The sequence below is a fragment of the Xanthobacter dioxanivorans genome, from assembly GCF_016807805.1.
In the GTDB taxonomy this organism is placed as follows: domain Bacteria; phylum Pseudomonadota; class Alphaproteobacteria; order Rhizobiales; family Xanthobacteraceae; genus Xanthobacter; species Xanthobacter dioxanivorans.
Map to the genome: position 1 here is coordinate 3,634,341 of NZ_CP063362.1, position 18,334 is coordinate 3,652,674.

At 73.1% G+C, this 18,334-nt stretch carries 21 protein-coding genes and 1 pseudogene; 18 read left to right on the plus strand and 4 right to left on the minus strand.

The features are described from left to right. Positions 1-122: 122 nt before the first annotated feature. The 6 genes from EZH22_RS16895 to EZH22_RS16920 all read left to right on the plus strand — a co-directional run bounded on the left by EZH22_RS16895 (position 123) and on the right by EZH22_RS16920 (position 4,328). The gene (locus tag EZH22_RS16895) at positions 123-632 is read left to right on the plus strand and encodes an HPP family protein (RefSeq protein WP_203191699.1); all 510 of its coding nucleotides are present in this window, start codon (positions 123-125) and stop codon (positions 630-632) included. A 120-nt stretch (positions 633-752) separates the two neighbouring features. After that, the gene (locus tag EZH22_RS16900; protein ID WP_203191700.1) at positions 753-1,919 is read left to right on the plus strand and encodes a phage portal protein; all 1,167 of its coding nucleotides are present in this window, start codon (positions 753-755) and stop codon (positions 1,917-1,919) included. Between the two features lie 141 nt (positions 1,920-2,060). Next, a complete protein-coding gene (locus EZH22_RS16905) occupies positions 2,061-2,249 on the plus strand; it encodes a hypothetical protein (protein WP_203191701.1) in 189 nt (62 codons plus the stop codon). Between the two features lie 25 nt (positions 2,250-2,274). Continuing rightward, entirely contained in the window at positions 2,275-2,481 is a 207-nt protein-coding gene (locus EZH22_RS16910; RefSeq protein ID WP_203191702.1) for a hypothetical protein, read from the plus strand. A 4-nt stretch (positions 2,482-2,485) separates the two neighbouring features. Continuing rightward, the gene (locus tag EZH22_RS16915; protein WP_203191703.1) at positions 2,486-3,028 is read left to right on the plus strand and encodes an HK97 family phage prohead protease; all 543 of its coding nucleotides are present in this window, start codon (positions 2,486-2,488) and stop codon (positions 3,026-3,028) included. A gap of 28 nt (positions 3,029-3,056) precedes the next feature. Further along, the gene (locus tag EZH22_RS16920) at positions 3,057-4,328 is read left to right on the plus strand and encodes a phage major capsid protein (protein WP_203191704.1); all 1,272 of its coding nucleotides are present in this window, start codon (positions 3,057-3,059) and stop codon (positions 4,326-4,328) included. A gap of 602 nt (positions 4,329-4,930) precedes the next feature. On the opposite strand, the gene EZH22_RS16925 is transcribed toward EZH22_RS16920, so the two are convergent. Together EZH22_RS16925 and EZH22_RS16930 are read right to left on the minus strand one after the other, a co-directional pair. After that, a complete protein-coding gene (locus EZH22_RS16925; RefSeq protein WP_203191705.1) occupies positions 4,931-5,815 on the minus strand; it encodes a lytic transglycosylase domain-containing protein in 885 nt (294 codons plus the stop codon). Between the two features lie 2 nt (positions 5,816-5,817). Next, positions 5,818-6,567: a S1 family peptidase gene (locus tag EZH22_RS16930; protein ID WP_203191706.1), complete on the minus strand. Its 750-nt coding sequence runs from the start codon at positions 6,565-6,567 to the stop codon at positions 5,818-5,820. Between the two features lie 354 nt (positions 6,568-6,921). Between EZH22_RS16930 and EZH22_RS16935 the strand changes: the two genes are divergently transcribed. From EZH22_RS16935 to EZH22_RS16970, 8 genes are read left to right on the plus strand one after another with little or no spacing between them, the layout of a single operon-like run. Further along, positions 6,922-7,485 (plus strand): head-tail connector protein, encoded by a 564-nt coding sequence (locus tag EZH22_RS16935; protein WP_203191707.1) that lies wholly within the window; start codon positions 6,922-6,924, stop codon positions 7,483-7,485. After that, positions 7,482-7,805, plus strand: coding sequence for a head-tail adaptor protein (locus tag EZH22_RS16940; RefSeq protein WP_203191708.1), 324 nt, complete (start codon positions 7,482-7,484; stop codon positions 7,803-7,805). Before EZH22_RS16935 ends, EZH22_RS16940 begins: the two co-directional genes overlap by 4 nt. After that, complete coding sequence (locus EZH22_RS16945; protein ID WP_203191709.1) at positions 7,802-8,095, plus strand: hypothetical protein; 294 nt, start codon at positions 7,802-7,804, stop codon at positions 8,093-8,095. Before EZH22_RS16940 ends, EZH22_RS16945 begins: the two co-directional genes overlap by 4 nt. After that, positions 8,092-8,511 (plus strand): DUF3168 domain-containing protein, encoded by a 420-nt coding sequence (locus EZH22_RS16950; protein ID WP_203191710.1) that lies wholly within the window; start codon positions 8,092-8,094, stop codon positions 8,509-8,511. The genes EZH22_RS16945 and EZH22_RS16950 overlap by 4 nt, the downstream gene beginning before the upstream one ends. A gap of 16 nt (positions 8,512-8,527) precedes the next feature. Continuing rightward, positions 8,528-8,935 carry a phage major tail protein, TP901-1 family gene (locus tag EZH22_RS16955; RefSeq protein WP_203191711.1) on the plus strand — a complete coding sequence of 136 codons (408 nt, stop codon included), beginning with the start codon at positions 8,528-8,530 and terminating at the stop codon, positions 8,933-8,935. Positions 8,936-8,959: 24 nt separating this feature from the next. Next, positions 8,960-9,310, plus strand: coding sequence for a gene transfer agent family protein (locus tag EZH22_RS16960; protein ID WP_203191712.1), 351 nt, complete (start codon positions 8,960-8,962; stop codon positions 9,308-9,310). A gap of 41 nt (positions 9,311-9,351) precedes the next feature. Next, on the plus strand, positions 9,352-9,537 hold the full coding sequence (locus tag EZH22_RS16965) for a phage tail assembly chaperone (RefSeq protein ID WP_231711012.1): 186 nt from the start codon (positions 9,352-9,354) through the stop codon (positions 9,535-9,537). 10 nt (positions 9,538-9,547) lie between these two features. Then, positions 9,548-10,120, plus strand: coding sequence for a phage tail tape measure protein (locus EZH22_RS16970; RefSeq protein WP_203191713.1), 573 nt, complete (start codon positions 9,548-9,550; stop codon positions 10,118-10,120). A 123-nt stretch (positions 10,121-10,243) separates the two neighbouring features. On the opposite strand, the gene EZH22_RS16975 is transcribed toward EZH22_RS16970, so the two are convergent. Next, positions 10,244-10,600, minus strand: coding sequence for a hypothetical protein (locus EZH22_RS16975; RefSeq protein ID WP_203191714.1), 357 nt, complete (start codon positions 10,598-10,600; stop codon positions 10,244-10,246). 763 nt (positions 10,601-11,363) lie between these two features. Next, on the minus strand, positions 11,364-12,023 hold the full coding sequence (locus EZH22_RS16980; RefSeq protein ID WP_203191715.1) for a hypothetical protein: 660 nt from the start codon (positions 12,021-12,023) through the stop codon (positions 11,364-11,366). Positions 12,024-12,132: 109 nt separating this feature from the next. Between EZH22_RS16980 and EZH22_RS16985 the strand changes: the two genes are divergently transcribed. The 4 genes and pseudogenes from EZH22_RS16985 (at position 12,133) to EZH22_RS17000 (ending at position 18,295) form a co-directional block, all read left to right on the plus strand. After that, complete coding sequence (locus EZH22_RS16985; protein ID WP_203191716.1) at positions 12,133-12,774, plus strand: DUF2460 domain-containing protein; 642 nt, start codon at positions 12,133-12,135, stop codon at positions 12,772-12,774. Positions 12,775-12,781: 7 nt separating this feature from the next. Continuing rightward, on the plus strand, positions 12,782-13,672 hold the full coding sequence (locus tag EZH22_RS16990; protein WP_203191717.1) for a DUF2163 domain-containing protein: 891 nt from the start codon (positions 12,782-12,784) through the stop codon (positions 13,670-13,672). After that, on the plus strand, positions 13,669-14,124 hold the full coding sequence (locus EZH22_RS16995; RefSeq protein WP_203191718.1) for a C40 family peptidase: 456 nt from the start codon (positions 13,669-13,671) through the stop codon (positions 14,122-14,124). Before EZH22_RS16990 ends, EZH22_RS16995 begins: the two co-directional genes overlap by 4 nt. A 269-nt stretch (positions 14,125-14,393) precedes the next feature. Beyond that, positions 14,394-18,295: pseudogene (locus EZH22_RS17000) on the plus strand (baseplate multidomain protein megatron). The last annotated feature ends 39 nt before the right edge of the window (positions 18,296-18,334 follow it).

Below are 18,334 nucleotides of genomic sequence, written 5' to 3' on the forward strand. Positions count from 1 at the left end.
CGCGCGGCGCATTTGCCTTGAATTCAAAATACGTGCATCATCGTGCCCACAAATGAGGCTGCATGACAACGAAGTGTGCAGACATTTGCTCCCCATTGGCTCCCTCTGCCCCTTAAGGTGCCATGCGACAGCATTTGAAAGCGTTCTTCACACGCCATGAGCCCCATTGCGGCTCCGTCCTCGTCGGGCTCAAGTCCGGCGCCGGCGGCATGCTGGGAATGGGGCTGGTGGGCGGCGCCGCGGCCTTCACGCACCTGCCGTTCCTCATCGCCCCGTTCGGCGCCAGCGCCGTGCTGCTGTTCGGCCATCCGGCGACGCCGCTGGCCCAGCCGGCCAACGTCATCGGCGGCTATGCGGTCTCCGCCATGCTGGGACTGGTGGTCGCCGTGCTGTTTCCCGGCGCCTGGTGGGCGGCGGCGCTCGGCGTGGGCATCGCCATCCTGGCGATGCTGCTTTTGCGCGTGTCCCATCCGCCCGCGGGCGCGGTGCCGATCCTGATGGTGATCTCGCCCGGCGACCCGTTCCAGCTCGCCGGCATCGTCTTCGCCGGCAGCATCGCCCTGGTGGCGCTGACGAGCCTCTATCACCGGCTGCCGCCGCAGCATCACGAATATCCGCGCCGCATCTTCTGATCGCGGCCACGGCAATCGCGGCCCGCCCCGGCAGGCCGCCCGTCCCCGCACGCCGGTCTGCTGGCGCGCCACTCGGGCCACCCTTCGGGGTGGCCCTTTTTCGTTTCCGGAGCCTTCTCCATGCTGGCCGCGCTTCTCGCCCCGTTCCGCCGCACCCCGCCCGAGGCGAAGGCGAGCCGCACCGCCGGCCTCGTCGCCCTGTTCTCCGCCGGGCGGCCGCGCTGGACCCCGCGCGACTATGCCTCCCTCGCCCGCGAGGGCTTCGCCAAGAACGCCATCGCCTATCGCGCCGTGCGCCTGATCGGCGAGGCGGCCTCAGCGCTGCCGCTGGTGCTCATGGCGGGCCGCGAGGAGATGGAGACCCATCCGCTCCTCGACCTCCTGCGCCGGCCGAACCCGCGCCTCACCGGCTCCGCCTTCATGGAGGCGGTCTGCTGTCACCTGCTGGTGGCCGGCAACGCCTATGTGGAGGCGGTGGCGGTGGACGGGCGCCTGCGCGAGCTGCATCTGCTGCGGCCCGACCGGATGCGGGTGGTGCCCGGTCCGGACGGCTGGCCGGAGGCGTTCGACTACACCCTGGGCGGCCAGAGCGTGCGCATCCCGCAAGAGAGCGTGGTGCAGGGGGCGGAGGTGCCGGCCATCCTGCACCTTTCCTCCTTCAACCCCCTGGACGACCATTACGGCTTCGCCCCGCTGGAGGCGGCGGCGCAGGCGCTCGACCTGCACAATGCGGCCAGCGCCTGGAACAAGGCGCTCATCGACAATGCCGCCCGGCCCTCCGGCGCCCTCGTCTATGGCGGCTCGGGCGCGCTCACCGACGAGCAGTTCGAGCGGCTGAAGGGCGAGCTGGAAGCCTCGTTCCAGGGCGCGGTGAACGCCGGCCGCCCGCTGCTGCTGGAAGGCGGGCTGGACTGGCGCCCCCTCTCCCTCAGCCCCAAGGACATGGACTTCGAGGCGGCGCGCAATTCCGCCGCACGGGAGATCGCCCTCGCCATCGGCGTGCCGCCGCTGCTGCTGGGCATTCCCGGCGACAACACCTATGCCAATTATGCCGAGGCCAACCGCGCCTTGTGGCGCCAGAGCGTGGTGCCGATGGTGCGCCGGGTGTGCGATGCGCTCTCCCTCTGGCTCGGCCCGGCCTATGGGGCGGGGCTGGCGCTGGCGCCGGACCTCGACCAGATCGAAGCCCTCTCCGCTGAGCGCACCGAGCTGTGGACCCGCATCGGCGCCGCCGACTTCCTCACTGACCAGGAGAAGCGGGCGGCGGTGGGGTATGGGGAGCGGTGAGGGCAGGCGGCGCTGATCCGCCGCCGCCGGGCACCGCGCCACCGCCGCGCTCGGCCCTCCGGACCCGCCGCGGGGTGACGCCGGCGTGAAGGAGGGCGCCGGTGCTCCCGCCACCTGTTCCGCGTACCTCGAAGGCCGTCCATGGACATCCTCATCCGCACCTTCGCCGAGCGGGGGGACCTGGCGCACCTGGCGCTGCTGCTGTGGGCGCTCGCCGCCTCCGCCGCCTTGTGGCGGACGCTGGGCGAGCTCGCCCGCGCCACCCAGCGCATGGATGATTTCGTGCGCGAGCTCGCCCGCTTCAACGCCCGCTTCGACGATCCGTCCTGATCCCACCCCCCATCCGGAGTTCCCCATGCGCTCGCCCTTTCACAAGGCGTCGGGACCGCGCATCCGCGCGCTCACCGGCGCCCCGTCCCGGGCCAAGGCCCAGGCCCCCGCCACGCCCTCCGCGGCGCCCGCCGCCGGCACCGTGTTCCGCGAATTCGTCGCCACCCTCGAGCGGCTGGAAAAGAGCCGGCGCCGCAGGAAGGCCCCGTCCAGTCCGGCCAAGGGGAGCTGACGCCATGGCGGACGTCACCGTCGAGGGCTTTCCCATCGAGGGCTATGCCTGCCTGTTCAACGTCGCCGATCTCGGCCGCGACCTGGTGCTGCCCGGCGCCTTCGCCGCCAGCCTCGCCCGGCAAAGCGCGCGCGGCGTGCGCATGCTCTACCAGCACGATCCGGCCGAGCCGCTGGGCGTGTGGACCGACGCCTTCGAGGACGGGATCGGCCTTTACGTGCGCGGCCGCCTCTCACCCGGCGTGGCGCGGGCCCGCGAATGCGCCGCCTTGGTCCGCGATGGCGCCATCGATGGCCTGTCCATCGGCTTCAAGGCGGTGGAGGCGCGCACCGACCCGCGCACCCGCCTGCGCCGCCTCTCGCGCATCGACCTGTGGGAGGTCTCGGTGGTGACCTTCCCCATGCAGCCGCAAGCGCGCATCGCGCGCAGAAGCGACGAGCTGCGCATCGCGCGCAGAAGCGACGACCCGCGCATCGCGGCGACGCCCTCTCCCGCCCTGGCTCTGGATGCGGCCGCCGCCCGCCTGCGTGCCGCCGTCGGCGCCTGATCTTCCCGTCCCCCAACGAGGTCCTTCCATGTCCCTTTCCGAGACCCATGGCGCCCACGCCGGCGCCCCTGAAACGAAGGTGGCCGGCGCCGAGGCGCGCGTCGCCGTCGCCGATTTCCTCGCCGCCTTCGAGGCCTACAAGCAGGTGAACGACGCCCGCCTCGCCGAGGTGGAGCGCCGCAGCGAGGACGTGCTCACCACCGAGCAGATGGCTCGCATCGATGCCACCCTCGATGCCCACAAGGCCCGCCTCGACGACATCGCCACCAAGGCGCGCCGCCCCCATCTCGGCACGGCGGCGGAGCGTTCCGAGCCGTCCGTTGCCGCCCGCGCGCACTCCGGCGCCTTCGACGCCTATGCGCGCCACGGCGAGGCCGGCGGCCTCAAGGCGCTGGAAGCCAAGGCCATGTCGGCGGGCACCGGCGCGGACGGCGGCTATCTGGTGCCGTACGAGACCGAGACCGAGATCGGCCGGCGCCTGTCGGCTTTGTCGCCCATCCGCGCCATCTCCTCGGTGCGGGTGATCGGGGCGGGGACCTACCGCAAGCCGTTCATGACCTCAGGTCCCGTCTCCGGCTGGGCGGCGGAGACGGCGGCCCGCCCGCAGACCGACAGCCCGGTGCTGGCCGAGCTCGCCTTCCCGGCCATGGAGCTCTACGCCATGCCGGCGGCCACCCAGGCGCTGCTGGACGACGCGCAGGTGAACGTGGAGGAATGGCTGGCGCAGGAGGTGGACACCGCCTTCGCCGAGCAGGAGAGCGTGGCCTTCGTCACCGGCGACGGCGTGGCCAAGCCCAAGGGTTTCCTCGCTTATACCAAGGTCGCCGAAAGCGCCTGGGCGTGGGACAAGGTGGGCTACGTGGCGAGCGGTTCCGCTGGCGCCTTCCCCGCTTCCACCCCGGCCGATCCGCTGGTGGACCTGGTCTATGCGCTGAAGGCCGGCTACCGGCAGAACGCCAGCTTCGTCATGAACCGCAAGACGCAGGGCGCCGTGCGCAAGCTGAAGGACGAGAACGGCAACTACCTCTGGGCTCCGCCCGCCGGGGTGGGGCAGGCGGCGAGCCTGATGGGCTTTCCGGTGGTGGAGAGCGAGGCCATGCCGGACCTCGCCGCCGATGCCTACGCCATCGCCTTCGGCGACTTCCGCCGCTTCTACCTGGTGGTGGACCGGGCCGGGGTGCGGGTGCTGCGCGATCCCTACTCGGCCAAGCCCTACGTGCTGTTCTACACCACCAAGCGCGTGGGCGGCGGCGTGCAGGACTTCGACGCCGCCAAGCTGATGAAGTTCGCCGCGAGCTGAGGGGCCGGCGCTCGCCCATCGCCGCCTTTCCCCTCTCCCCGTGCGGGAGAGGGTGGATCGCGGCGCAGCCGCGAGACGGGTGAGGGGGCTGGAACCGCTTGGCGCAATTTCTCCGAACCGGGAGAGAGCCTGCCCCCTCACCCCGACCCTCTCCCGCACGGGGAGAGGGAGCGGGCCGGTGCCAGGCCGTCCGGCGGTGGTGTCTTATGTGGCTCTGCCGCCGCCTTTCCCCTCTCCCCTCGCGGGAGAGGGGAGATCGCGGCGCAGCCGCGAGACGGGTGAGGGGGCTGGTGCCGCTGGGCGCAATTTCTCCGAACCGGGAGAGAGCCTGCCACCCCTCACCCCAACCCTCTCCCGCAAGGGGAGAGGGGGCGGGCCGGTGCCAGGCCGCCCGGCGGTGGTGTCTTATGGGGCTCTGCCGCCGCCTTTCCCCTCTCCCCTCGCGGGAGAGGGTGGATCGCGGCGCAGCCGCGAGACGGGTGAGGGGGCTGGTGCCGCTGGGCGCAATTTCTCCGAACCGGGAGAGAGCCTGCCCCCTCACCCCGACCCTCTCCCGCACGGGGAGAGGGAGGCACCGCGTATGCACAAGCCGCGCGCGCCCCTCAGTTCGGCAGCCAGACGCACGCGCCGCCGGCCTTGCGCAGGCGGTCGCACAGGCCACGCGCCTCCTGCCGGGTCTGCGCCGGCAGGCGGATGCGATAGAAGGTGCGCGGGCCGCGCCCGCCCACCCGCGTCGCCACGATCACCGGCGTGGTGTCGGCGAACACCGAAGGGAAACGGGTCGCCTCGCGCCGGAACGAGGCGAGGGCGATGTCCCTGGAATAATTGCCCGAGATCTGCACGCCCCACGGCGCGAACAGCGGGTTCGCCGGCTCCCCCGCCGCCGGCGCCGGCGCGCCCTTGCGCAAAGCGGCGACGGTGGCGAGGCACGGCGCGTCGTCGTGCGCCGGCGCATCCGCGCCCTGTTTCTTCACCGCCACCCAGTCCTCGGCGGTGCGGCCGGTGATGAGGCGCACATAGGTGCGCGTCTCGTTGGGCAGGCCGCCGCCGGCGAGGAAGCCGTTCACCCGCCCGGGTCCGGCATTGTAGGCCGCCGCGGCGAGGCCGAGATTGCCGAAGCGGCGATTGAGGTCCGCCAGCAGCGCCGCCGAGGCCGGGATCGCCGCCTCGGGATCGAACGGGTTTTCGAGCCCGCGCTCCTTTGCCGTGCCGGGCATGAACTGGGCGATGCCCTGCGCCCCCTTGTGGCTCACCACGTCGGCGCGGAACGAGCTTTCCCGCCAGATGAGGCGGGTGAGGAAGGCGGCCGGCAGGCCCTCCCGCGCCGCCGCCGCGTCGATGATGCGGCAGATGGCCTGGTCCACCGTCTCGCCGCGCCCGGACGGCGTCTGGGCGAGGGCGGGGCCGCCGGCGAGAAGCGCCGCCACGGCCGCACACAGCAGTGACCGGCGGGTGTCCCTTCGAGAAGGTGACGCTGCCGGCCGCATGCTCATCTCCCGAGCGGGCTGCCGAGGCCCCGCGCGGTGGCCTCGATCCAGTCGCGATGGAGCGACACCAGGGTGACGCCGGTGACGCCGCCGCAGCCGCGCGCGCCGCCGGGCCCCGTGGCCCAGCCGATCACGCCCGCCACCGCCGCGTCGCGGAAGGCGGGGCCGCCGGAATCGCCGGTGCAGCCGCCCGCCAGGCCCTCCGGCGGCGACAGGCGCACCATGATGCCGCCCGTGGTGCCGATGGACGGCAGGACCACCGTGCGCAGGGTGCCGGCGCTCTTCGGATTGGCTTCGGCGGTGACGCCGTAGCCGGCGAGGAGGAAGGACGTGCCCTTTTCCGGCAGTCCGTCGGCCGGGGCCAGCCGCGCCGCGCGGAAGCGCGCGGGCAGGGGCTCGGCGAGCCTCACCAAAGCGAGGTCCGGCGTCGGCCGGCGGGTGCGGAACTGGTCGCCGTCGAAGCGCGGATGCACCGCGATGCGGGCGACCGGGATCAGCTTCGGCGGGCCGTCGCCCACGATGGCCACCGCATAATCCGCCGCCGGCGCCACGCAATGGGCGGCGGTGAGCAGCAGGTCCGGCGCCAGCACCGTCCCGGTGCAGGAGGCGCCCCGCGTCGAGACGATGAGCGCCGTCTGCGCCGCCACCTCCCCTGACGCCGGCGCGCCGCCCACCATGGCATGCGCCGCGCCGGGACCGGCGAGGAGGACTGCGAGCGCGCAGCCGGCACGGCGAAGTCTCAACGCAATCATCCGTCGTTTCTGCCGTCCCCTTGCCGGGGCGTCAATGGTCGCATCGCGCGCGGAACCTCATCACCCGCGCGCCCCCTCACCCCAGCCCTCTCCCGCAAGGGGAGAGAGGGCGCGGCGGTGCCCGGTGCCGGTCGGCTGCTCTCTCGATGCGCCTGAAGGAAACCCGCTCCGCCGCCTTTCCCCTTTCCCCTCTCCCCTCGCGAGACGGGTGAGGGGGCCGGCGAGCAGCCGCCAATGCCTCGGAGCGGGGAGAGCCCGCCACCCCTCACCCGCGAGGGGAGAGGGAGCGGGACGGCAGCTGGTGCCCTTTCGCTGCCGCCCGAACCCGCCATCACCCCAGCACCGGAGCCCCCCATGGCAGACCTTCTCGCCGGCCCCGCCGCCGAGCCGCTCACGCGCGCCGAGGCGAAGGCCTATCTGCGCATCGACGGCGAGGCCGAGGATGCCCTCCTCGATGCCCTGATCCCGGCCGCCCGGCGCCTCGTGGAGGTGGAGACCGGCCGCGCCCTGATCGACCAGACCTGGCGCTTCTCCCGCGATGCCTGGCCCCTGCGCGGCATCATCCCGGCACCGGTCTCGCCGGTGCGCGAGATCCTCGACGCCACCGTGGAGACGCTGGACGGCAGCGCCGTTCCGGTGCCCGCCGGCACGCTCACGCTGGTCTCCGACCGCGCCCCCGCGCTGATCCGGGTGGACCGGGCGGTGGCGCCCGCGCCGGCACGGCCGCACGGCGGCATCGTCATCACCGTCAAGGCCGGCTACGGCCCCGACGCGGCGGATGTCCCGGCGGACCTGATCCAGGCCGTGCGCCTCGTGGTGGCGCACTTCTACGAGCACCGCGACGGGCCGGGCGCCGCCACCCAGCTGCCCGCCGCCGCGCTGGCGCTGATGGCGCCCTATCGCGTGGTGCGGCTGTGAGCGGCATCGGCGCCCTGCGCCACCGCCTGACGCACCAGACCTCGGTGGACCTGCCGGACGGGGCCGGCGGCATCGCCCGCACCTTCCTCACCGTGGACGTGCTGTGGGGCGCCATCGAGAGCCTCTCCGCCGACTACGCCATCGCCGAGGAGCGGCCGCGGGCCAGCGCCCTGGTGCGCATCACCGTGCGGGCGCCCCACACCGTGGCGCCGGGGGACCGACTGGTCCATGCCGGCCGCATCTTCCACGTGGAGCACATCAGCGATCCCGACGGGCGCGGCCAGTATTCCCGCATCCGCTGCCGGGAGGAGCAGACATGAAGGCGCGCCTCCTCACCCGCGGTCTCGACGGCCTCGCCGTGCGCCTCGCCACGCGCGTCCTGCCGGCCGCCGAAGCCGCCGCCGCCGCACAGGCCGCGGCGGATCTGGCCGCCGAGATCAGAGCCGAGACGGGCGCGCCGGCCGTTGTCGCCGGCACTCCCGCGCGGCCGGTGGTCGAGGTCACGCAGCCGGGCTTCGCAGACCGCATCCGCGGCCGCTTCGACCAGCCCGGCGACCCCGTGCTCGACCGCATCCGGATCGCCTTTTCCCGCCGGCGGAGGCCGTCATGAGCGTGCCCCTCGACAGCCCGGCGCTGGCGCTGCGGGCCGCCATCCACGCGGCCCTCGCCGACGATGGAGCGCTCACCGCGCTCATCGGCGGCGCGCGCATCCACGACGTGCCGCCGGCCGACGCCGCCTTTCCGTTCGTGGCGCTGGGCGAGGCGGTGGTGGCCGACTGGTCCACCGCCACCGAGGCCGGCACCGAGCATGCGCTGACCCTGCACGTCTTCTCCCGTTCGGGCGGGCGCGCCGAGGCCTTCGCCATCGCCGCCGCCATCGGGGAGGCGCTGCACGATGCGCCGCTGGCGCTCGCCGGCCATCGCCTGGCCAACTTGCGCGCCACCACCGCCGAGGTCCGCCGCGACAGCGACGGGCGCACCTTCCACGCTCTGGTGCGGTTCCGCGCCGTCACCGAGCCCCTGTGACTTTCCGGAGATTCCCATGGCCGCGCAGAAGGGCAAGGACCTGCTCCTCAAGATGCACGACGGCACGTCGTTCGCCACGGTGGCGGGCTTGCGCTCGCGCACCCTCGCCTTCAACGCCCAGAGCGTGGACGTGACCCACGCCGACAGCGCCGGCCGCTGGCGCGAGCTGCTGGACGGGGCCGGGGTGAAGCGCGCCAGCGTCTCCGGCTCCGGCGTGTTCAAGGATGCCGCCTCCGACGCGCTGGTGCGGGCGGCCTTCTTCTCCGGCGCGCTCAGCCAGTGCCAGGTGGTGATCCCGGATTTCGGCACGGTGACCGGGCCGTTCCAGATCACCGCGCTGGAGATCGCCGCCGAGCACGACCGCGAGGTGACCTTCGACCTGACCCTGGAGAGCGCGGGCGAGCTGGCCTTCGCCGCGCTCTGAGCCCCATATCCTGCGGAGACGCCCATGCCCAATCCCCGACGCGGCGAAATCGAGGCGGTGCTCGACGGCACGCCGCGCGTGCTCGTCCTCACCCTCGGCGCCCTCGCCGAGCTGGAGGCCGCCTTCGGCGCCGACGACCTGCTGGCGCTGGCCGAGCGCTTCGAGCGCGGCCGCCTCTCCGCCCGCGATGCCGCCCGCATCATCGCCGCCGGCCTCAACGGCGCCGGCGCGAGCGTGACCCTCGACGAGGTGATGCGCATGCGCGCCGACGGCGGGGCGGCGGGGTTCGCGCGCATCGTCGCGCAGCTCCTTTCCGCCACCTTCGGCACGGACGGCGAGACGCCCGCGTCCCCTTTGCCGCCGCAGCGGGCCTGAGCCCGGCGCCGGCCGCCCGCGCCTTTCCCTGGGCGGCGGCCATGGGTGCCGGCTTCGGCCTGCTGCGGCTTGCTCCCGACGCCTTCTGGCGCATGACCCCGCGCGAGCTCGCCGCCGCCGTGTCCGCGCTGGTGCCGCCCGAGCACCTGCTGCCGCCCGAGGCGGGGCGGCTGTCGCGGCCGGGCCTCGAGGCGCTGATGGCGCGCTTTCCCGATTCCTCCCGCTGAGGCTTCTTTCATGACCGAGACCGTCGACATCGCCATCGAGGTGGACACCCAGAAGGCCAAGGCGGCCCTCGGCGAGGTGGAGGCTTCCGCGCGCGGCTTCGCCTCCTCCTTGGCCTCGGCCTTCACCGGGTTGACGGTGCAGGGCAGGGACCTCGGCAGCGTGCTGGAGCAGCTCGCCACCCGCCTCGCGAACCTTGCCCTCACCGCCGCCCTGAAGCCGCTGGAGAGCGGGCTCACGTCGCTGCTTTCAGGCGCCGCCGGCGGGCTCGGCTTCGCCAAGGGCGGGGTGGTCTCGGACGGGCGGGTGATGCCGTTCGCGCGCGGCGGGGTGGTGGCCGCCCCCACCTATTTTCCGCTCGGCGCATCGGGCCTCGGCCTGATGGGCGAGAAGGGACCGGAGGCGATCATGCCGCTCGCCCGCGGCGCCGACGGACGCCTCGGCGTGCGCACGGCGGAGGGGGCGGGGCGCCCTGCCGTGACGGTCAACATCGCGACGCCGGACCTGGCCGGATTCCGCCGCTCCGACGTCTATCTCTCCGGCCTCGTGGCACGGGCCGTGGCGCGCGGCCAGCGCGGCGCCTGAGTGGGGTTCGCCACCGGCGGAGCCAGCGACCGGCGGGCCGCGCGGGATGACCCGCACTCTTCTTCTTGGGGCGCGGGATCGATCTACCGCCCCGCATCTTTCACGCGGGGGCAAACTTCAGCTTTACCGGGCGATTTTCCAGGGATCTACCGCATCCATCGTGGTGCTGGTGCTGCCGGAGGACGGGCTTGAACTGCCCTGGCTGGGCGCGCTGCCGAGGGCGCCGCCTCGATAGGCATCGGCCCGCACGGACGCGCCCATGCGCACGCAGGCATCGGAACCCGGCGCCTTGCGGAAGTCGGGGCCGTAGATGGCGCAGGACTTGTCCGCCTTCGCCGCGCCGCCCGCGGACTGGGCCTGCGCGGGGCCGGCCAGCGGCACCCCCGCCAGCAGCGCGCCGAGGAGCGCGACGCGGCCGAGCGCACCGGCGCGCCGCGGCAGGCCGGCGGTCGCCGGCAACGAGGACTTTGACTGAGGCATGCTGCGCATCCGGACTCCCCGCCTTGGAGCGTTGGCGGCATGAACGCGGGTGCCGAAGCTTGCGTTCACCCCTCCGGCGCCCGGGCGAATTTGCGGGCGACCATAGCGCGCATCCGGCGGAGCGGAAATCCCAGCCGCGATCGCGGCGGCATCGCGCCGCGCTGACGCAGGGTCGGGAGCAATTGCGGAGGTCGAGGGAAATAGTCCAGCCGATACCGCACCCGGCGGGGGGCAAGCCTGCCGGTCGAGCCCGCGGGCCGAGTCCACTAACCAAGTCCGCTAACCAAGCCTGCCGCCAACCCGCGCTGCCTGCAGGACGCGGATCGCACGGGCGCCCACGGTGCGGCTTCACCCGGTCGAGGGCTCTGAGCGTGGCGGATCCGATGCGTGATCGCGCTTCCTGTCGCCGGCGCCGTCACGCGGCCGCGCAGCGCTGCGGAAAACGCAGAAATCCCGCGTCGCTGCGTTGCGACGGGGAGAGGACGATGACCCACGAAAGGCCAATGACCCGCAAACGGCCGGCACCCGCGGAAGGTCGAGCGGAAGCGGCATGCCCGAAGCGTGCGCGCAAGATGCGCCATACGCGAAACACCGGCGCAAACGCCGATGCCGGGAACTCCAGGCCGCAGTCCCGCAACACGGATCACGTCGCCGAGGGCCGGCCTGTCTCGTCACGCCCGCCGCCCATGGGCGACGCGGAAGCTACGCTCCGATGGCGGCTGCGCAGCCGGTTGGCCACACGCCCGCCATCGGGGAGCGAAGATCACTTCTTCGCGGTGGCCTTGGCCTTGGGCGCCTTCGGAGCAGCGGCCTTCGGGGCGGCGGCTTTGGGGGCGGCAGCCTTCTTGGCGGCGGGCTTCGCAGCAGCCTTGGGGGCAGCGGCCTTGACTTCGGGTGCGGGCTCGGCGGCCTTCGGTGCAGCAGCCTTGGGAGCCGCGGCCTTGGGAGCCGCGGCCTTCTTGGCGGCGGGCTTGGCAGCAGCCTTGGGCGCGACGTCCTTCGCGGCCGGCGCCTTGGCGGCAGCGGCCTTGGGAGCTGCGGCCTTGGGAGCCGCGGCCTTGGGAGCCGCGGCCTTCTTGGCAGCAGGCTTCGCGGCCGGCTTCTCGGCAGCCTTGGGAGCAGCCTTCGCCGCCGCGGGCTTCGCAGCCTTGGCGGGCTTCTCGGCGGGTGCTTTCGCGGCGGCCTTCGGGGCCTTCGCGGCGGCCTTGGGGGCAGCGGCCTTCGGGGCAGCCGCCTTGGGAGCCGCAGCCTTGGGGGCGGCGGCCTTCGGTGCAGCGGCCTTCGGTGCCGCGGTCTTGGCTTCCGCCTTCGGAGCGGCCTTCGCCGCTGCCTTGGGGGCGGGTGCCGCCTTCGCGACGGGGGCCTTCTTCTCGGCGGGTTTCTCGGCGGCGACGGCCGGTTTCTTGGCGGGCTTGCTGGCCATGCTTTCGCTCCATGCTCAACGGGGCGGGGCAAAGTCAAGGCGTGACGTTCAACTATGTCAAGGCCGTCTCTACTGTTTTCGCCTAAGAATTGGGGAAGAGGGGCATCATATGGCCGCCTTTCATGAGATTTTGTTCCCTCTGGAGGTCGCGCTGGGCGCTTCCGGCGGTCCCGAGCGTCTCACCGAGGTCATCACGACCGCCTCGGGACGCGAGGAGCGCAACACGCGGCTCGCTGATTCGCGGCGCCGATGGGACGCGGGATACGGGGTGAAGACCCTCGCCGCGCTGGCCGAGGTGGTGGCCTTTTTCGAGGAGCGTCGCGGGCGCCTTTTCGGCTTCCGCTGGCGCGACCGCCTCGACCATTCCTCGGCCCCTCCCGGCGCCGACATCACGCCCTTCGACCAGGTGCTCGGAAGTGGTGACGGAACGCGCGTGCGCTTCCCCCTGACGAAGACCTACGGCGCGCTCCACGCGCCCTATGCGCGGGCCATCGCCAAGCCTGTCTCCGGCAGCGTGCGCGTTGCCGTGAACGGCATCGAAAAGCTTGAAGGCACTCACTTTTCCCTCGACGAGACCTGCGGCGAGATCAGCTTTCTCGCCGGTGCCGTGCCGCCCGTGTCGGGCCTCGTCACGGCCGGCTTCTCGTTCGATGTCCCGGTGCGTTTCGACACCGATTTCCTCGAGGTGAATCTCTCCGCCTTCGCCGCCGGCGACATCCCGCGCATCCCCGTCATCGAGATCCGTGTGTGAGGCCCCCATGCGCACCCTCGCTCCCGCCTTGTCCGCCCATCTCGCATCGGGCGCCACGACCCTGTGCCACGGCTGGCGCGTGACCCGCCGTGACGGCGTCGTGCTCGGCTTCACCGACCATGATCGCGATCTCGTCGTGGACGGCCTCCTGCTGAAAGCCGCGTCCGGCATCTCCGGTTCCGAGAGCACCAGCGCCGCGGGCCTCTCGGTCACCGGCGCCGAGCTCTCCGGCGCGCTCTCGGCGGACGCGCTCGACGCCGGGGACCTGGCCGCGGGCCTCTATGACGGCGCCGCCATCGACCTGCTCCTGGTGAACTGGCAGGAGCCCTCCCAGGCCCTGCTGCTGAGGCGCGGAACCATCGGCGAGGTGCGCTGCGCGGACGGGGTCTTCACCGCCGAGATCCGGGCGCTTGCCGACGGCCTCAACCAGAGCCGCGGGCGCCTGCTGACCGCCGCCTGCGATGCGGATCTCGGCGATGCGCGCTGCGGGGTGGACCTCGCCGATCCCGCCCATTGCGCCCTCGCCACGGTGAGCGTGGTGGAAGGCGCGCTGCGCCTGCGGGTCACCGGCCTTTCCGCCTTCGCCGCGGGGGCGTTCGCGCGGGGGAAGGCCCGCGTCGCATCGGGCGCCTGCGCGGGCTTCGTCACCGAGGTGAAGGCCCATCTCGCCGACGCCGAAGGGGTGGTGCTGCGCCTGTGGCAGCGCCCGCCCTTCGAGATGGCGGAAGGCGACACCCTCGCCCTCACGGCGGGCTGCGACAAGCGCTTCACCACCTGCCGCGACCGCTTCGCAAACGCAGTGAATTTCCGCGGGTTCCCGCACATGCCGGGCAACGATTTCATCATCACCGTCGCCATCCCCGGCGAGGGCGGCTACGACGGGAGCCTCATGGAATGAGCGCGCGTCTCACCCGGCCCGCCATCCTCGCCGAGGCGCGGTCCTGGATCGGCACGCCCTATCTGCACCGCGCCTCGCTGAAGGGGCACGGGGCGGACTGCCTCGGCCTCGTGCGCGGGGTGTGGCGGACCCTCGTCGGCCCCGAGCCGGAGGCGCTTCCGCCCTATGCGCCCGACTGGGCCGAGGCGGGCCAGCGCGAGACGCTGGCGGACACCGCCCGGCGCTGCCTTATGCCGGTTCCCGTCGAGGCGGCGCGGCCCGGCGACGTGCTGCTGTTCCGCTTCCGCGCGCACCTTCCGGCCAAGCATGCGGCGTTCCTCTCCGAGGGGAGCGTTTCGGAGGACGGACGGATGATCCACGCCTATGACGGGGCGCGGGTATGCGAGAGCCACCTGTCGTCCTGGTGGCGCCGGCGGCTCGCCTTCGCGTTCGCGTTTCCGGGGGTGGACTAAGCGGGGAGAGCAGGGGCGTGCCGGCGCATGCCGGAAGAGCGAAAAAAGGGCCGCCGCTTCTCCCCTCTCCCCTCGCGGGAGAGGGGCTGGGGGTGAGGGGGCTCTCCCTCCGTTTGTCCCCCGCTTCCGGCATGGAGCCACCCCTCACCCCAACCCTCTCCCACAAGGGGAGAGGGGGCACCCCGGTGCTTGCCACTAGGGCACGCCCTCTCCGTCTCACCCCGTCCCCGACGTATCGCGCCCCGCCCCCCAATCCGAAGGACATCCCCATGGCGACCCTGCTTCTCGGCGCGGCCGGCGGCCTCATCGGCGGCGCGCTGTTCGGACCCATCGGCGCGGTGGCGGGGCGGGCGCTGGGGCGCTCGGCGGCGCGGCTGTCGACAGCGCGCTGTTCGGCGGCAACCGCTCGCGGCACGCGGAAGGCCCGCGCCTCACCGACCTCGACGTGATGGCCTCCACCGAGGGCGCGCCGCTGCCGCGCATCTATGGCCGCGCGCGCGTCGCCGGGCAGGTCATCTGGGCGACGAAGCTCAAGGAGGTGAAGAAGGAGGAGACGCAGTCCGCCGGCGGCAAGGGCGGCAGCCTCTCGGCCTCCACCACCACCTACACCTATTACGGCAATTTCGCCGTGGCGCTCTGCGAGGGGCCGGTCTCGCGCATCGGCCGCATCTGGGCGGACGGCAAGCTGCTCGACACCCGCCGCCTGCACCTCTCCTTCCATCTCGGCGGCGAGGACGAGGCGCCCGATCCGTGGATCGCGGCGAAGCAGGGGGAGGCCGGAACGCCGGCCTATCGCGGCGTCGCCCATGTGGTGTTCCAGAACCTGGAGCTGACCGACTACGGCAATCGCCTGCCGCAGATCACCGTGGAGGTGGAGCGCGCGGTGGGCGCCCTGGAGCGGCAGGTGAAGGCGGTGACGCTGATCCCCGGCGCCACCGAGTTCGGCTACGACACGCGCAACATCCGGCAGGTCTATGGCGAGGCGAGCTATGGCCCGGAGAACCGCCATGTCACCACCTTCTTCAGCGATTTCGAGGCCTCCCTCGACCAGCTGCTCGGCGCCTGCCCGAACCTGGAGCGCGTGTCGCTCGTGGTCTCCTGGTTCGGCGACGACCTGCGCGCCGGAACGTGCCAGGTGCAGCCGAAATGCGAGCGCTTCAACAAGCAGACGGCCCCGGCGCAATGGAGCGTCGCCGGGCAGACGCGCTTCTCCGCCCCCGCCGTCTCCCAATATGAGGGGCGGGCGGCCTATGGCGGCTCGCCGTCCGACGACAGCGTGGTGCGCGCCATCCAGCGGATGACGGAGGCGGGGCTGAAGGTCACCCTCAACCCCTTCCTCATGATGGACATCCCCGCCGGCAACGCGCTGGCCGATCCGTGGACGGGCGCGGCCTTCCAGCCGGCCCATCCCTGGCGCGGGCGCATCGTGTGCGATCCGGCGCCGGGGCGGCCGGGAACGGTGGAGGGCACGCCCGCCTGCCGGACACAGGTCGAGGCCCTGTTCGGGGTCGCGGCGCCCGACGACTTCACCCGGCTCGGCGGCCTCGTGCTCTATCACGGGCCAGGCGAATGGAGCCTGCGCCGCATGGTGCTCCACTATGCCCATCTCGCCGTGGCGGCGGGGGGCGTGGAGGCGATCCTCATCGGCTCGGAACTCGCCGCGCTCACACGCCTCAGGGACGAGACCGGCGCCTTCCCGGCGGCCGAGGCGCTCGCGCAGCTCGCAGCCGACGTGAAGGCGGTGGTGGGGGAGGCAACCCGCGTGTCCTACGCCGCCGACTGGACCGAATACGGCGCGCAGGCGATGGCCGATGGCGACGTGCGCTTTCCCCTCGATGCGGTGTGGAGCGCCCCCGCCGTGGATTTCGTCGGCATCGACTGGTACCCGCCGCTCGCCGACTGGCGCGACGGCGCCGCCCACCTCGATGCGGCGCTGGCGCAGGACATTCACGACCGCGCCTATCTGAAGGCCAATCTGCGCGGCGGCGAGGCCTTCGACTGGTTCTATGCGGACGATGCCGCCCGCGCCGCGCAGGACCGCACCCCCATCACCGACGGTGCCCATGGCGAGCCATGGGTGTATCGGCAGAAGGACCTGTGGTCGTGGTGGGCGAATGCGCATCACGAGCGCATCGGCGGCACGCGCCTGTCGCTGCCGACCGCCTTCGTGCCCGGCGGCAAGCCGATCCGCCTGATGGAGGCGGGCTGTCCCGCCGTGGACAAGGGCGCCAACCGGCCGAGCGCCTTCCCCGATGCCAAGTCCGCCGAGACCGCCCTGCCGCCCTTCTCTTCCGGCGCGCGGGACGATCTCATCCAGCGCCGGGCCATCGAGGCGGTGCTCGCCACCTTCGATCCCGGTGCCGGCGCGAGCACGACCGACAATCCGCCCGCGAGCCTCTACGAGGGCCGCATGGTGGAGGCCGGCTGCGTGTTCCTGTGGACCTGGGACGCGCGGCCCTATCCGCAGTTTCCCGTGGCCGCCGACGTGTGGGCGGACGGGGCCAACTGGGCCACCGGCCACTGGCTCACCGGCCGCCTCGGTGGCGCGCCGCTGGATGGCCTGGTGGCGACGTTGTGCGCCGATTTCGGCGTGCCCGACGTGGTCAGCCGCGACCTTTCCGGCGCGGTGGAGGGCTATGTGGTGGAGCAGCCCATGCCGGCCCGCGCGGCGCTGGAGCCGCTCGCCCGCGCCTTCGCCTTCGAGGCGGGGGAGGAGGATGGCCACATGGTCTTCCGCCCGCGCGGGACCGGCGCGGTGACCGACATCGGCGTGGACGATCTCGTCCGCTCCGACGACGGCCCGCTGGTCGCGGTGACGCGGGCGCAGGAGAGCGAGCTGCCGCTCCAGGTGAGCGTCGGCTACGTGGACGGACTGAAGGACTATCGCCGCGCCACGGTGTCCTCGCGCCGCCTCGCCGGTGCGAGCCGACATGTGACGCAGGCCGACCTCGCCGTGGTCGCCTCCGACGCGGTGATGGTGCGCGCCGCCGACGTGTGGCTGCAGGACCTGTGGGCGGGGCGCGAGACGGTGAGCTTCGCCCTGCCGCCGTCGCGCCTCGTGCTGGTGCCCGGCGACCTCGTGCGCCTCGCCCTCGACGGGCGGGAGCGGCTGCTGGAGATTACCCGCGTGGAGGAGGCGGAGGCCCTCTCCGTCAGCGCCCGATCGGTGGAGCCGGAGGTGTTCGACGCGGCCCTCGCCGAGGCCTCCGATGGTTCCGTCGCCTTGCCCGGCGCCTCCGGTCCTCCGGCGGTGATGGTGCTGGACCTGCCGGCCCTGTCGGAGGTGGAGCCTGTGCCGCTCCAGTACCTGGCGGCGGCGACGCCCTGGCCCGGCACCCTCGCCATCTGGCGCTCCAGCGATGGGGCGAGCTTCGACGTGGTGGCGCCGGTCACCGCCTCCGCCACCTTCGGCACGCTGCTCTCGGCGCTGTCGCCGGGGCCGCTGTGGCGGTTCGACCGGCAGACCACGCTGGACGTGGCGCTGCAATCCTCGCTGCTGGTCTCGGCGAGCGAACAGGAGGTGCTGGGCGGCGCCAACCTCCTCGCCCTGGTGGCGGAGGGGCGGCCGCTGGAGGTCATCGCCTTCACTGAGGCGGAGCTCATCGACGCCGCCACCTTCCGCCTCTCCGGCCTGCTGCGCGGCCTCGCCGGCACCGAGGCGGCGGGGGCCGCCGACTGGCCCGCCGGCACGCGCTGCGTGCGGCTCGACGGCACGCTGGTGGCGGTGGCGAGCGGCCTCTCGGCGCTGGGACGGTCCTATGTCTACCGTGTCGGCTCGGCGCGGGACGACCATGGCGCGGAGGACATCACGCAAGTCTCCGCCACCGTGGCCGCCACCGCCCTGCGCCCGCTCTCGCCGGTGCATGTGCGGGCGCGCCGGACGGGGGCGGGGATCGCCCTCTCCTTCATCCGCCGGACCCGGCTGAGCGGCGACGGATGGGAGGCGCTCGAAGTGCCCCTCGGCGAGGCGAGCGAGGCCTATCGCGTGGAGATCCTCTCCGGCGCGAGCGTGGTGCGCAGCTTCGATGTCACGGTGCCCGAGGCGCTCTACGCGGCGGCCGACGAGATCGCCGATTTCGGCGGGCCGCAGGCGACGCTCGCGGTCCGCGTGGCGCAGCTCTCCGCCACCGTGGGGGCGGGGGAGGCGAAGACGGCGATCCTCGCCGTCTGACCCCTCGGCCTCCAGGAACAGGAGGCGTCATCCGCCGCG

Excerpts from the sequence above, each read along its gene's own strand:
- EZH22_RS16985 (WP_203191716.1), top strand. The coding sequence starts at position 12,133 with ATGGCCGCCTTTCATGAGATTTTGTTCCCTCTGGAGGTCGCGCTGGGC.
- EZH22_RS16900 (WP_203191700.1), top strand. The coding sequence starts at position 753 with ATGCTGGCCGCGCTTCTCGCCCCGTTCCGCCGCACCCCGCCCGAGGCG.
- EZH22_RS16960 (WP_203191712.1), top strand. The coding sequence starts at position 8,960 with ATGCCCAATCCCCGACGCGGCGAAATCGAGGCGGTGCTCGACGGCACG.
- EZH22_RS16920 (WP_203191704.1), top strand. The coding sequence starts at position 3,057 with ATGTCCCTTTCCGAGACCCATGGCGCCCACGCCGGCGCCCCTGAAACG.
- EZH22_RS16975 (WP_203191714.1), bottom strand. The coding sequence starts at position 10,600 with ATGCCTCAGTCAAAGTCCTCGTTGCCGGCGACCGCCGGCCTGCCGCGG.
- EZH22_RS16965 (WP_231711012.1), top strand. The coding sequence starts at position 9,352 with ATGGGTGCCGGCTTCGGCCTGCTGCGGCTTGCTCCCGACGCCTTCTGG.
- EZH22_RS16990 (WP_203191717.1), top strand. The coding sequence starts at position 12,782 with ATGCGCACCCTCGCTCCCGCCTTGTCCGCCCATCTCGCATCGGGCGCC.
- EZH22_RS16980 (WP_203191715.1), bottom strand. The coding sequence starts at position 12,023 with ATGGCCAGCAAGCCCGCCAAGAAACCGGCCGTCGCCGCCGAGAAACCC.
- EZH22_RS16910 (WP_203191702.1), top strand. The coding sequence starts at position 2,275 with ATGCGCTCGCCCTTTCACAAGGCGTCGGGACCGCGCATCCGCGCGCTC.
- EZH22_RS16945 (WP_203191709.1), top strand. The coding sequence starts at position 7,802 with ATGAAGGCGCGCCTCCTCACCCGCGGTCTCGACGGCCTCGCCGTGCGC.
- EZH22_RS16930 (WP_203191706.1), bottom strand. The coding sequence starts at position 6,567 with ATGATTGCGTTGAGACTTCGCCGTGCCGGCTGCGCGCTCGCAGTCCTC.
- EZH22_RS16925 (WP_203191705.1), bottom strand. The coding sequence starts at position 5,815 with ATGCGGCCGGCAGCGTCACCTTCTCGAAGGGACACCCGCCGGTCACTG.
- EZH22_RS16970 (WP_203191713.1), top strand. The coding sequence starts at position 9,548 with ATGACCGAGACCGTCGACATCGCCATCGAGGTGGACACCCAGAAGGCC.
- EZH22_RS16955 (WP_203191711.1), top strand. The coding sequence starts at position 8,528 with ATGGCCGCGCAGAAGGGCAAGGACCTGCTCCTCAAGATGCACGACGGC.
- EZH22_RS16950 (WP_203191710.1), top strand. The coding sequence starts at position 8,092 with ATGAGCGTGCCCCTCGACAGCCCGGCGCTGGCGCTGCGGGCCGCCATC.
- EZH22_RS16905 (WP_203191701.1), top strand. The coding sequence starts at position 2,061 with ATGGACATCCTCATCCGCACCTTCGCCGAGCGGGGGGACCTGGCGCAC.
- EZH22_RS16995 (WP_203191718.1), top strand. The coding sequence starts at position 13,669 with ATGAGCGCGCGTCTCACCCGGCCCGCCATCCTCGCCGAGGCGCGGTCC.
- EZH22_RS16895 (WP_203191699.1), top strand. The coding sequence starts at position 123 with ATGCGACAGCATTTGAAAGCGTTCTTCACACGCCATGAGCCCCATTGC.
- EZH22_RS16935 (WP_203191707.1), top strand. The coding sequence starts at position 6,922 with ATGGCAGACCTTCTCGCCGGCCCCGCCGCCGAGCCGCTCACGCGCGCC.
- EZH22_RS16915 (WP_203191703.1), top strand. The coding sequence starts at position 2,486 with ATGGCGGACGTCACCGTCGAGGGCTTTCCCATCGAGGGCTATGCCTGC.